Origin of the sequence: Fuerstiella sp. (assembly GCA_022447225.1) — a bacterium.
Taxonomy (GTDB): Bacteria; Planctomycetota; Planctomycetia; order Planctomycetales; family Planctomycetaceae; genus S139-18.
In genome coordinates, this window is sequence record JAKVAZ010000004.1 from 143,876 (window position 1) to 157,041 (window position 13,166).

The 13,166-nt window shown below is 53.6% G+C and carries 8 protein-coding genes; 3 read left to right on the forward strand and 5 right to left on the reverse strand.

Annotated elements, in window-relative coordinates; all coding sequences use genetic code 11:
* Positions 1–50 precede the first annotated feature (50 nt).
* The 3 genes from sucC (at position 51) to MK110_04355 (ending at position 6,102) form a co-directional block, all read left to right on the forward strand.
* Positions 51–1,238, forward strand: a complete 1,188-nt coding sequence (gene sucC / locus MK110_04345) for an ADP-forming succinate--CoA ligase subunit beta (GenBank protein ID MCH2210507.1) — start codon at positions 51–53, stop codon at positions 1,236–1,238.
* A 157-nt stretch (positions 1,239–1,395) separates the two neighbouring features.
* Positions 1,396–2,286 (forward strand): succinate--CoA ligase subunit alpha, encoded by an 891-nt coding sequence (gene sucD / locus MK110_04350; GenBank protein MCH2210508.1) that lies wholly within the window; start codon positions 1,396–1,398, stop codon positions 2,284–2,286.
* 1,782 nt (positions 2,287–4,068) lie between these two features.
* On the forward strand, positions 4,069–6,102 hold the full coding sequence (locus MK110_04355) for a DUF2079 domain-containing protein (protein ID MCH2210509.1): 2,034 nt from the start codon (positions 4,069–4,071) through the stop codon (positions 6,100–6,102).
* Between the two features lie 273 nt (positions 6,103–6,375).
* On the opposite strand, the gene MK110_04360 is transcribed toward MK110_04355, so the two are convergent.
* The 5 genes from MK110_04360 to MK110_04380 all read right to left on the reverse strand — a co-directional run bounded on the left by MK110_04360 (position 6,376) and on the right by MK110_04380 (position 12,118).
* Entirely contained in the window at positions 6,376–6,816 is a 441-nt protein-coding gene (locus MK110_04360; protein MCH2210510.1) for a type II and III secretion system protein, read from the reverse strand.
* 26 nt (positions 6,817–6,842) lie between these two features.
* Positions 6,843–10,727, reverse strand: coding sequence for a type II and III secretion system protein (locus tag MK110_04365; GenBank protein MCH2210511.1), 3,885 nt, complete (start codon positions 10,725–10,727; stop codon positions 6,843–6,845).
* Positions 10,728–10,738: 11 nt separating this feature from the next.
* Positions 10,739–11,038: a hypothetical protein gene (locus MK110_04370; protein ID MCH2210512.1), complete on the reverse strand. Its 300-nt coding sequence runs from the start codon at positions 11,036–11,038 to the stop codon at positions 10,739–10,741.
* A gap of 173 nt (positions 11,039–11,211) precedes the next feature.
* Positions 11,212–11,580 (reverse strand): gamma-glutamylcyclotransferase, encoded by a 369-nt coding sequence (locus MK110_04375; protein MCH2210513.1) that lies wholly within the window; start codon positions 11,578–11,580, stop codon positions 11,212–11,214.
* Between the two features lie 142 nt (positions 11,581–11,722).
* Entirely contained in the window at positions 11,723–12,118 is a 396-nt protein-coding gene (locus MK110_04380) for an acyl-CoA thioesterase (GenBank protein MCH2210514.1), read from the reverse strand.
* Between the last annotated feature and the right edge of the window lie 1,048 nt (positions 12,119–13,166).

Genomic DNA, 13,166 nt, shown 5'->3' on the forward strand with positions numbered 1-13,166 from the left:
ACAGATTCCAATCTGAAACTTTTCAGATCCCGACGCCGTGAGGCCTCCCAATGAAGATTCATGAATACCAGGCAAAGGCACTCTTCCAGCAGGCGGATATTGCTGTTCCCCGAGGAATCGTGGTTCGAACAGCGGACGAAGCCGCAGCAGCATTCGATGAACTCGGCAGTGATCTGGCTGTCGTGAAGTCTCAGATCCATGCCGGTGGTCGCGGGAAAGGAAGATTCCAGGAATTTCCCGATCAACCCGGTGTTGTGCTGGTACGTTCCGCTGATGAAGCCCGGGAAAACGCAGTCCGAATGCTGGGCAGTACACTCGTCACCGTCCAGACCGGACAAGACGGAAAACAGGTCAATACTCTGTTTGTTGAACAGGGGCTGAAGATTGCACGCGAACTTTACCTTGGCATCGTGGTTGATCGAACCGTGGGTGGTCCGGTGGTGATCATGTCCTCCGAGGGCGGGATGGAAATCGAAAAAGTCGCAGAAGAGTCCCCGGAAAAAATTCTCTCTGAAACCTTCGATGCCTCGGAAGGACTGTTTCCGTATCAGGCTCGTAAACTGGCCTACGCACTGGGCTTCAGTACTCGGGCAGTGCGAAACGCCGAAAAGCTGCTGCCGCAACTCTGTCGATTCTTCGTCGACAACGACTGCAGTATGGTGGAAATCAATCCACTGGTGCTCACAGAAGACGACCGGCTGCTGGCTCTGGATGCAAAAATGTCGTTCGACGACAACGCCATGTTTCGGCACAAATCTCTGGCCGGGCTGCGTGATATGAGTGAAGAGGACCCTGCTGAAGTGGAAGCAGGGGAGGCAGGACTCAGTTACGTTAATCTGGAAGGCAGTATCGGCTGTCTGGTCAACGGTGCCGGACTGGCCATGAGTACCATGGACCTGATCAAGCTGCATGGAGCAGAGCCGGCCAATTTCCTCGACGTTGGCGGTGGTGCAAATGTTGATCAGGTCACTGAAGCATTTCGCATTATTCTGCGCGACGATGCAGTCAAAGCAGTTTTGGTTAACATCTTTGGCGGGATTATGCGATGTGATGTTGTGGTGGAGGCTCTGCTGGAAGCTTACGAAAACGTGGGATTTTCAGTCCCGCTTGTTGTGCGACTGGAAGGAACCAACGTGGAAAAAGCCAGACAGATGCTGAACGACAGCGGTCGCGACATTATTTCTGCGGAAGATCTGACAGATGCTGCGCAAAAGGTCGTGGCATCCCTGAGCGCCTGACTATTACTGAGATTGGGAGTGTCCGGGACCAGAGCCAGCGAATGACTTCCGACACAGCGCTGCAGCCGGAAACTGCCGTAAAAATTCAATCCGTATCAGATGACCCTCCCCGGAAGCATTCCGGGATCTTCAACTTCAACATCGAATACCCGGCAACATGAGCATCCTGGTAACAAAAGCAACGCGAATTATCTGTCAGGGGATTACCGGCAATTCGGGACTTTTTCACAGTCAAAAATGCCGCGAATATGCTGAGGAATGTCAGCCCGGACTCAATATTTTTTCAGCTGGAGTGACCCCAGGCAAAGGCGGTTCCGAAGTCGACGGATTCCCGGTATTCAACTCGGTCACCGAAGCTCGGGCCGAAACCGGAGCTAATACGTCGATGATACTCGTCCCGCCGCCATTCTGTGCCGATGCGATCCTCGAAGCCGCCGATGCCGGCATGCAACTCATCGTGGCCATCACAGAAGGCATTCCGGTGATGGACATGATTCGTGTGCGGTCAGCAATGAGAAATTCGGAAGCTCGCCTGATCGGCCCAAATTGCCCCGGAGTCATTACGCCTGGTGTGGCCAAGATCGGAATCATGCCTGGCTATATTCACACACCCGGCCGTATTGGAATTATCAGTAAGAGCGGAACACTGACCTACGAAGCCGCCTGGCAGCTGGGCCGGGTTGGGATGGGACAAAGTACAGCAGTGGGTATCGGTGGTGACCCGGTTGCCGGCACGAACTTCATTGATCTGCTGGCACTGTTCCAAAGTGACCCGGATACAGACGGAATTCTACTGATCGGTGAAATCGGAGGTAGCGCTGAACAGGAAGCGGCGGAATACATTCAGTCACATGTGACAAAGCCCGTGGCTGGATTCATCGCTGGCCAGACAGCTCCTCCTGGCAAACGTATGGGGCACGCCGGGGCCATCATTTCAGGCGGTGGTGGAACAGCGGCTGAAAAAATTTCAGCACTGCGAGGTGTTGGGGCTGTGATTGCCGACAGTCCCGCCGGCATGGGCGATGCCATGAAGCAGGCCATGCAATAGCGACCTGTTATCTGCATCCGAATCTCTTGGTATATCGTGACCTCAGTGGAAACCTCACCGCGTATCCGCCGGGCACCTCGACGACTCACTGACAATTTATCAATGCGACCACTTTCACCCTGGTCACACATCAGGATGATTCTCTTAATTATTGGAATAATCCGGGTCGTCATTGTTGGTATCTGATCCCTGGTCGTGGCCTTCCAGGAGAAATTTTCGCGGGTTCCGGGGTGTCTTTTTTCTCCTGTGTCACTTGTCTTTGTGGTCTTGTACTGGAACGAAGCCGGTAAATTTTTTTTTCGACCTCGCGGGAGGTGTTTCAATGGTTACGGGGCTCATGATCACCTGACGCCGTCGTGTTCGTGTGCGAACCGGCAGTATCTTTGACTGTGTCGATGCAGCAGGACCAAAATCAGTTAAAGACGATCCTAGATACCAGTGTCATTCTCTCTCACACCACCTGACACACGGGTCCGGGCCAGAAAAATCCATAACGTGAGGTAAGGTTCTATCAGAGCTGTTTGAGTGAAAGCAGGCCCTGTTTTTGCAGTCGCATGGGGATCACAGCAAAACCCATGGCCGGCGGTCTCGAGAGACGCTCATCACTTTTGCGGGTCACCAAAATTTTGATCGGGAAGCTCAGAGTCCTACGTGGTAGCGGGCATTCGTACGCGGACGAAAACACCGGGATCGGACGCGCCACCGTTCTGTGAGGTGGCTAACCTTTGCTCAACCAATCCGTTTCCTGGTCATGGAACATTCCGCAAGCTGAGGCTCAAAACTTAACGGCCTGTTTTTCCACCAGCCATGTTGATTCGTCTCACCAAACGGGATGCACTAAATAGAATCGTCACTCCAACCTCGAATGCCCCACCGGTAAAACGAGGGAACCGCTGCGAACAGACGGAAAGGGAACTTCAACACTGACACGGCGATCCGTAATCGCGAATGAGCAAAACTCGCTGTTTTCGTCGGGACATAAGCTTTTAACCAGACGTAAAAAAACCACACTTGAGTTGTAAACGTCTGCTGTATGGCGGTGCCTCAAAACATTCAGATATTTGGCCTGGTGAGTAGCACTGCCAACCAGACAACACCACGCATATTAAACCGCATCCAAATACAATTCTGCACAAGGTCCTGGTGGTGACCTTCGGTCTGACGCGCCACCAGGTAGCTGAGTTCAGCGGTCGCGTGCAGCGACTCAGTGGCAGGCGTGACTGTGAGGATCTTTCTGGCATGATGAAGCTGTGCCCCAAGGTCACGACTTTTACCGCATCGGTCGCCGCAAGAAGATTGTCTGTTCGCGGAGAGGGCCGCGGACCATTGGGATCTGTCAGCTTCAGACGAGCAGACAAAGGGTTCCGAGGCTTTTCACGAAGGGTAGCAAGCTGCACCGTTGTGCAGCTTGCATAACCAAACTCGATCACCGCAATCAGAATCAGGCTGACTCTGAACGGAGGGCGCAGTACGACAACTTTAGAAACCCAGACCCGGCCGGACAATTTCGTTCCTTGAGATTCAGCGGACTGCGGTCTTATTCTGAGTCATATTCCAGGGTGCCTGAGCGCATTCACCGGCTGAACGAACTAAATTGCACATACGACTCTTCTTCTTAACACACTTGAAGCACTCAAATTCCCTCCCGGTAGCGTAAACTCTACCGGTATAGAATCCAGGTCAACCCCGGCTTTTCAGGAAACGGAACTCAGGCAGCCTGCACACTTCACAAAACCCGTACTGACCACATCAAAGTCTCAACAAGAACGATCATCGCCGCTCATGTCCCAGCGCAGCTTTAATGTGATAACCATTCCTGCAGGACTCATCGGAATCCTGGCTGGAGCGGCATGTACGGCAGACTGGCTTACAAATTCGGATGTGGCGAATCTATTGTGGCCGACGGATATCAATGACACGGTCATTGAACTGCTCGGTGGTACAGGAAACCGTCCCGAAAAGACTCTACAACTGTCTGTGCTGTCAGTGGCCTTACGATTTCTGGGTCTGCCGGCAATCTGTGTTGCAATCGCCTGTCTTTTCAGACGCGAACCTGGTGTCGCCGAAATGGCGGTAAGACTTTTGACACGGCTGGGTCTGGTCGGAGTCGGCTGCGGAATCATCTGGGGAGTGCAGCCTCTGGGAGGTCATGAGTTCGGTCTGGCCGTTCCAACGCTGGTGATGATGCTGACCGGAACAGCATTGTACTGCTGCGTGTCGGAATTTCTCCCGGAATCCGTACAGTCCGAATTCGGCAGCAGCAGGCTCTCATGGATTTTGATGTTAAGCGTGACAGCGGTCTGGATCGGTATTTCCTTCCGACTGAATGAACGACTCTATGCCAATCTCCTGATCCCGCACGGAGACTCGGCAATGTATGAAGAACATTTGTGGAATTTCCGACACGGGAAAGGATTTCGCAGTTTTCTGGATCAGGGATTGTTTCTTGGCGAACATATTCAAGTGATCCATCTACTGTTGATCCCGGTTCACATGATTTGGCCCACCCATTTAACTCTGGAACTGGCGGAATCTGTCGCCCTCGGAAGCTGCACCATTCCGCTGTTTTTTATTGTCCGGCAACGGTGTAATGATGATTGGGCCGCCTGTCTGGTAGCGATCAGCTGGCTGTTTTTCTTTCCGATGCACTTCCTGGACATCGCGATCGACCAGAAAACATTCCGTCCAATTTGTCTGGGCCTGCCGTTTCTGTTCTGGATGATCCAAGCTGCTGAATCCGGTCGATATCGACGGGCCTGGCTATTCCTGTTTGTTGCACTGTCGGCGAAAGAAGACATGGCACTCATTACAGCACCCATCGGCGCAGTAATAGCCATCAGCGCGTGGTACAGCGGGTCTCACCAGCGACTATTGAGAAACTGGGGATTGATCACAGCTGCGATATCCGCCGTGTGGTTGTTGCTGGCTGTGCTGATCGTGATTCCCGCCTTCCGGTCGGGGGATGTAGTCCACTACAGCAGGTATTTCGGAGATCTGGGCAGCAGTCCTGGTGAATTAATCCGGACAGCACTGACAAAACCGGGGCTTGTCCTTGCTCAGATCTTTAGCTTCAGAACATTGCTTTACGCCGTCGTGCTGCTGGCACCAGTGGGATTTGTCTCTGTTCGCAGTCTGCTGAAACTAGCGGCCGGTTCGCTCACATTTTTTATGCTGTGCCTGTTACAACTGGACTCTGGTCCGAATGACAGCGGTCTGCCACCGGTCCCCTATCACCATTTTCATGCACCTTTGCTGCCAGTACTGTTCTGGGCAGTTGCCTACGGAACGGCCGCAAACAGATCACGGCATCAGAGCCTTGCCTGGCTGCTGCCCCCAACACCGGTTGCCACCGCTCTGTTAGTCTTTTGCTGTTGCCTCACCACCGGCATCACGGGTTCGCTCTTACCCTTTGGCGCAGCCTACTGGTCAGAGATTTCGGGGTTTGGACGACATGCGTTGTTCTACCCTCGAGAAAACGTGGAAACAGAGCGGGCGCTCATTCGAAGAGCAGAAATGGCGGAAAAAGTAGTTGCACAGATTCCCGCCACGGCTCGAGTTGCGTCAACCGACTTCATTCATCCTCGATTAACACACTGTGAACGATCCTACGACTACAGCAATTACGAACGAGTGGTTAATGAAGACGGCAAACGAATTCCGGCCGACTGTGAGTTCATCGTGATCGATACAGGCCATCGGTATAGTTTAATTCGCCGCCCCGCTGAAATCCCGGAACTGCAGGAAACGGATACCTGGAAACTGCTCCCCGACGAAACCGACGGGTGCTTCCTGATCCTGCAGAGGCGAACAGAATGAGTCACACACAGGATCTGCACCTGCAGACCGGTTAACCCGCAGGTTCCATTGAATTCCAGTCTGCCAAATCGCGTCGCAGTAGCATAAAAAAAGCCGTCGCAGCGCCCGCACGCTGCGACGGCTCGGACCCCGAAACTACGCCGCTGTTGCCAACGGTGCAGTGAGGAACGATTCAGTTGAAACTGACCGGCCTTACAGCATCAGACCGCACCCGATGCTGCAAAGCACTGAATCCGGCTAAGGACCCGCATCCTTAACCTGACCAGTCTGTCTCTACTGAGCAGATGTCCCCAGAGCCACCTCTTCTTCCTCCTCCTGGATGATGATGCGGGGAGTCGCCATCAACATCACACTTTCAGTTTCCCGTCCAACACCGCTGTTCTTGAAAAGACGGCTGATGTAAGGGATCTTGTTGAGAATCGGTACACCGAACATAGTGCGACCTTCACGCAGACGTTTGATACCACCCAACAGAACAGTTCCTCCGTCAGGTACACTGACTGTTGTCGAAACAGAAATCGTCTCGATAACCGGTTGCTGAACGGTAATGTCTCCGGCACCGGCACCTCCACCGCCACCGCCGATTCCACCACCGGCCATGCCGCCCATGCCGCCGCCCATGCCGCCGCCCATGCCGCCGCCCATGCCGCCGCCCATGCCGCCGCCCATGCCGCCGCCGCCAAAGCCGCCACCGATGCCGCCGAAGCCCATCATGCCGCCGCCGCCCATGCCGCCGCCCATCAAGCCGACGCAGCAAATGCAGACGCACAACAAGCCGCCGACAGCAAAGCCCCTTTGATATCTTCACCTTCACATTTGCCGGTGGCGGTGCTGGTGGTGGAGCTATTGGTGGTGGTTTGGGTGGCGGCGGCATGGGCGGCGGCATGGGCGGCGGCGGCATGATGGGCGGCGGCATGGGCGGCGGCGGCATGATGGGCGGCGGCATGGGCGGCGGCGGCATGATGGGCTTCGGCGGCATCGGTGGCGGCTTTGGCCAGGTTGTTGAACATCGGCGAAAGTGACAGACGGACATATCGTCGATCAGCTGAGATCACTGCGGTGACACTCAGTGAAATACCATCCTGAATTTGACCGATCTGCGGCGCAAATCCGACAGCTCCTGTACCGACGACAGGAGCCACAGACGCGATATATGGTCGTGACGTCGAATCTGTAATTGTCGCTGACTGACCATTGAATACGGAAACTTTCGGGGCAAACAGAACATTGGCACGCCGATCTGACTGCACGGCTTCCAGGAAGAAGAATGCTTCCAGATCGCTCAGAATCGCCATACCGACTGAAAGTCCTCCTGTTGGATCAAAGTTGCCAAACTGAGGAATCCCCAGTTCAAACGATCCCTGTTGAAACTGAATATCAAAGTCATCAGTAAACTGTCCCGGTGCAGCCAACCCGACCGTGGTACGCCGGAAGCCGTCCTGGGTAAAGTTGCTGCGCGGAACAGTCTGAAACAGTCCCATTCCCATTCCGGCACCACCACCGGCCATGCCGCCGCCAGCCATGCCGCCGCCAGCCATGCCGCCACCAGCCATGCCACCGCCGCCCAGGCCACCGCCACCCAGACCACCTCCTGCACCGGCGATACCACCGATACCTCCAACGCCGGCAGCTCCGGCAGCTCCGGCAGCTCCGGCCACACCGGCCACACCGGCTGCTCCGCCTGCCCCACCGCCACCAGGCAAAGTGAAGTTATTAGAACCAAAGGCGGGAACACCGATCGGATCTCCGAGTGAATCCGGCACGTTGAAATCAAAATCCACACCAATCCGCTCAAAGAAATCATCGGAAACGGCGATGAACCGCACTTCAACCGTGACCTGCAGATCCTGCAGCTTCCGCAACTGTTCCAGCAACTCCACGATCTGATCATGAACCGCTGGAGTCTGCCGAATAATCAAGCTCAAAGTATTTTCACTGACACCGATTGTTCCTTCGCCACCGTCGATGTCCCACGTTCCCGGGGCAACGGCAGTAGTGATCATGTCCTTAAGTCCGGAGAAATCGAACTCGTCCACACCAGCGGTACCGGAAGCTCCACCACCGCGTGAAGAACCACCTGCCCCAATCTGGACATTGAGATCGTCTTCAAGCTGATAAAGGCCGCTTCCACCGGCTCTGTAATTCAAATTATCGAACGGACCGGACTGTGATTTATCAGAGAGCGGCACAACCAGGTCTGCCACCGGATAAGCAGTCGGTTTAAAATGTGACTCCTGCTCAAGACTGTCAGTGATCTTCAGAACCTCATTCTCGACTGTATAAACAAGTCCTCCGGACTGCTGCAGCAATAGGTTCAGAGCACTGCGCAATTCAATACCGTCCACGTCAATACTAACGGTCTGACTGGAAATCAGGCCCTGCGACTCAATCGCTTTTCTATCCAGCACGATGTTAATTTGGTGAGTGTTGGCGATATCGCTAATGATCGTTGTCAGCGGCACATCATGGAAGTGCAGTGAAACCTGACTGTGAAGGCTTTTCTGGATTCGCTGTTCACTCTCCGTTAGTCTGCGCCCGGAAGATCCGAAGCCCGCACGACGTGATGTGATCTCCTTCCATTTTGTGATACCCGGAAGAAGATAGTCACCTCGATCACGAGCCATGGTAAACTCGACATCGTTCAGAGCATTCAAATTCTGATCTGCAGAACGTGTGCGAACGTCTTCGTTAAACGCGATCTGCTTTTCCAGTTTGGATTTTGCAAGAATGGCTGCTGTCTCAGGAAGATCCGGGTTCAGGTCATAAGCCTTCTGAGCAATCAGTACGGCTTCCGCATAGCGACGCTGATTTGACAGATCATTGTACTGCTGAACCAAATCTGCAACTTCCTGTTCAATCCGAATCTGATGCTTAATATCACGTTCAATTTTGTCACGAACGGACTCATTCCGTTCTTCCATAGCGATCATCGGCTCTCGCTGTGCCCGATAGGCCTCGAGTTCCACTCGACGTTCGTTCACATACCGAGAAAGCGCCTGAGTTGACTCTTCAGCAAGACCGGCAGACTCAATGTCTGCCAGTGTCGTATCAAGAATCCGGAGACCTTCCTCCACATCGGTATCTTTAAGACTCTCCGCACGTGCGACAGCATTGGTAACCGCAGCATGTGTTCGTTGCAGACGGGCGTCATGCTGATCGACAGCGTCCGTCAAAGGATCAGCTTCCCCGGCCTGATCAATATCGTCCGGCAGTGCCGCGACCATACGCACGCTGTTGACTCGAACTGAAGACAACTCCTGCAACTGGTCCTGCAGCTGTTGCCGCCGAAAACCGTCGAGTTCACCAATCTGCTTTTTCGCAACCAGAAACGCACTTTTAGCTGCCTGTTGATTTCCACCTCTAAGCTCTGCCATTCCCAGTTGCCAAGCCTCTTCTGCCGACATGTCAGCAGTCAGCGTGTCATCAAAGGATGCCTCCTTAACAACATCACTCGATGCAACGATCGGAATACGATTTGCCTGAAGTACGGCTGACTTAGAAGCACCCTCGTCCCTGAGAGATTCAGGATTTACGACAAACAGGTTTGGTTCTGCATTCGCCGAGACAACAGCCTGCGGTTTGTCCTGGTGAGTCACAGTCGCAGGATCAGCAAGAAGCTCCCAGGCCTGATCCTGCTGCGCAGCAGCTGTTGACAACTTCTGCGGGTGACCTGTATCACGATCAACATCAGCATGCTGTACTGCAGCGCTGGCAGGAGCCGACGCAAACTGTCGGTCGACTTCCTGTTCAAAATCGATGTTTTCATCAGAAACGAAACCGAACTGCTGCATCGCACCGGAAAACCGATGAATATCCCTGCGAACCAGATCAGGCGTATCGTCAAATTCTCCGTACTGAACCGCCATGGCATCGGCCCGCTCAGCCAGTTGGAGTGCCCGAGCAAATTTCTTAGAATCCATCGCCGCGCGAGCCTGATTCAGCAGCTCAGCCGCCTCTCGCTGTTTCTGACCGACACTTGTTTCGGCTTTTGCATCGACCGACCGGTCATCTGCCAGAAATGTTTCGGTGCCCTCAGCCTGATCAATCGCCGTTAGTATGTCTTCCGGCTTTTGTTCCCAAAGCCCCCAGGCAATCTTCATTCTGGCAGCCTGCAGAGCTCGTGTTCGGGCGTGTTGGGTATCGCCTGCTTTCAGAGCCTGAACCGCCTCTCCGACAAAACGTTCTGCAATCGCCCGATTCAGCAGATTTCGTCCCTGCTGTGTGTCCGCAGACGGCAATTCAACTTCAGCTGTGGTTTGTTCACCTGTCGCTGCAACTGCGTCCGGTTCCAGAATCGCCCAGTCGACCTCGTCAGCAACCGACCAGGTGACATCCGGAGTTAATCCTTCAAGCGACTTCAGAAACTGCTGAGGGGTCTGTTCAGTACTCCGCCAGTCTGTCGTCAGGTCAGCTGCCATTGCCGCCAGCCTTCGGGCCTCGACAGAATTTCCCTGGGCTGCTGACTGACGGGCGTCTTTCATAAACTGTCGGGCAAGCACCCCATCCTCCGCGTTCGCAGATTCTGTTCGAGCCGACAGCATTCGAGATGGATCACCGCCGCTGAACACATACAGCGACGCGGCCATCATCGATACACACGCGATGAAACCGATGGCCTTGTACACGTGAAATCCTCCTAAAGGCAGGCACAGCAGAAATGTTCGGGCTTAACGACCGCAGTCGCTGTGACGACAGCAACCAGGCCCGGACATTTCAAAGCTGAATTCCTTTGTAATGGCTCACCCTGCGATGTTCCCTCACTCGCAGCAATTGAGATTGGCAGGTCATCTGACCTAACCCCCGCGTATCGCGTGGCAACGAGCGCACGAAATCCGCCGGGGGTGAGTTGATACCGGGTGCAATCAACGGCGGTCAATACGGCAACAACCCCGGGAATCCTGATTTCTTTGCGGTTTTGTCGGATTGGTTTCGACATCGGCATCGGCTGCCGATGGTACCGTTCCACCGGATAAGTCTGGCCGGAAGCACTCCCGTCGTATGCAGCAGGAACTGCAGGGAAGCTGATAATTATCCAAATTAAAGAACACCGGCCACAGCTGAAATCATCAAACCAAATCAGTCCGCAACATCCGCTGTTTCAGCACCGGGCTATCCCGCCCATTCAGCTCCGCAGTCAACAAGATTGACTGTAGAATTCCGATAGATGTAAGTCCACGCATCGGAACAAGACGACTCATCACCAATCGTAACCACCTGAATCAACTGTCGTGCGTATAGCCCTTCTGCAACACCTTCGATCACATCACATTGCTGCAGACATGTGGAATCCACTTCGTAGAGTTCACCACAAACTGAAATGCCACGGGAACACTGAACCATGGCCGGATAATGACCACAGTCAAACAGCCGACACGGTGTCATCGTCGCTGCCGGAGAGACGAAACGCTGGTGGCTCAGCGTCCTATGCCGTTCATATCCGCGTTTGAGTGTTCCGTACACAAAAAGGTGCTGGGTCATCGGTAACATCGAACGTCCGTCGGTCCGTAGAAGATTACTGACAGAAGACGGATATCGTGCTGCTGTAATGCCGACTCGAAATTCGTGAATTGACTAAAATTGGTGTCACACACTGCTAAGACATCAGTTTTAACATTCTGCATTACACTCGCGTAATTTCGGACAGATTTTCCGGAATCCGTCGTGGTTCTCCCTCTGAATCAACACAGGCGATCGTTGATTCAGCACTGCACAGTAATTCGGTGTCACGCATCAGCTCATACGCATGTTCAATCCGCGCAGGAGTCGTACGCGTAATCGATGAGTGCAGCACCAACTGATCGTCATAGCGTGCCGGCTTCCGGTAATGGATCTGCAGTTTCACCACGACCAGAAACATCTCCAGTTCCTCCATTCGCCGATAGTTTCCGCCCTGGGCACGAAACAGTTCCGTCCGACCCAGCTCAAAGTAATTGACATAGTTCGAATGATGCACGAACCCCATTGCATCTGTTTCACAGTAACGCACGGAAATCGGGATGGAATGATTCAGCAACACAGCGAAAGTCCGGAATCGTGGCAGCAACAAAGGTGGAGTCAGGAATCCTTGTGGTCAAAACGCCTGTCGTCAACCAAACCGAGGGCCGGACAGGAATGTCCACAGCCAATCATCGGGACAAGGGCCCCAAGTGTATTTATAAGACATAAGTCAACACGTATGGACAATTCATCAACTCCGACCTGGCTGTTTACATACATAGCCTGGATGAGTTTTCGCAATTAAGTAACATACAGAATAAATCTCACAATTCTCCCAGAACTCGCCAATTTAAAAAGTCCAACCGAAAGCCACTCGTCTCACCCAAAAGTCGGGCGTGCTGATTTACATTTGAGAACAATCAAGGAGATCTCAATGAACTGTTTAAGTTTGCTGACGACATGCCTGGTTCTGAGTCTGGCAACTTCGGTTGAGGCGGGTCACTACACTTTTTATATCAATCACAGTACCGGCGATGTAACGGTGAGCCGCTCAGCATGCGATTCGTCAAAAGTGGTTTACCGTAACTGCTGTGATTCATCGTGCAGAAGCAGGATGAATTCGTGCTCCGGCGGCTGTGCCTCGATCGCGAACTCTTGTGACTCGTCATCCGCAGCTCGCTGTACGTCCGGTTGTCAACCCGTTCCGTCGTGTGAATCTTCCAGGACAGCGCCCTCATGTGGTTCGACCTGCGACAAATCTTACCGTGAATCACCCTGCGTTTGCGATGACTGCTCCTCCGGCGGTAATGCAAAGGCAGCTCCTACGGCCTGCGAACAGAACGAATCAACCATCGAAGACAACCCTGCCCCGTCTGCCGATGAGACTGCTCCCGCCACTGATAGCGGTGTGGAAGCCTGATCCTGATATTCCGAGCATGAGATAACCTGCGTTACCACTGCTGTATTTCAGGATGACCATTACATTCCTCTTTCAGACAAAGCAGGAGCCGACACGATTTCGTCTTCTGTTTTGGTATACCGCTGACACAGTGTCAGTCCGGAAATTGCCCGACAGACATTGCAACGGGTCCTGAGTCTGTTCGTCCACCCCCAATCAGTTGCCGGTC

Excerpts from the sequence above, each read along its gene's own strand:
- sucC (MCH2210507.1), top strand. The coding sequence starts at position 51 with ATGAAGATTCATGAATACCAGGCAAAGGCACTCTTCCAGCAGGCGGAT.
- sucD (MCH2210508.1), top strand. The coding sequence starts at position 1,396 with ATGAGCATCCTGGTAACAAAAGCAACGCGAATTATCTGTCAGGGGATT.
- MK110_04355 (MCH2210509.1), top strand. The coding sequence starts at position 4,069 with ATGTCCCAGCGCAGCTTTAATGTGATAACCATTCCTGCAGGACTCATC.
- MK110_04360 (MCH2210510.1), bottom strand. The coding sequence starts at position 6,816 with ATGATGGGCTTCGGCGGCATCGGTGGCGGCTTTGGCGGCGGCGGCATG.
- MK110_04370 (MCH2210512.1), bottom strand. The coding sequence starts at position 11,038 with ATGTCGAAACCAATCCGACAAAACCGCAAAGAAATCAGGATTCCCGGG.
- MK110_04375 (MCH2210513.1), bottom strand. The coding sequence starts at position 11,580 with ATGACCCAGCACCTTTTTGTGTACGGAACACTCAAACGCGGATATGAA.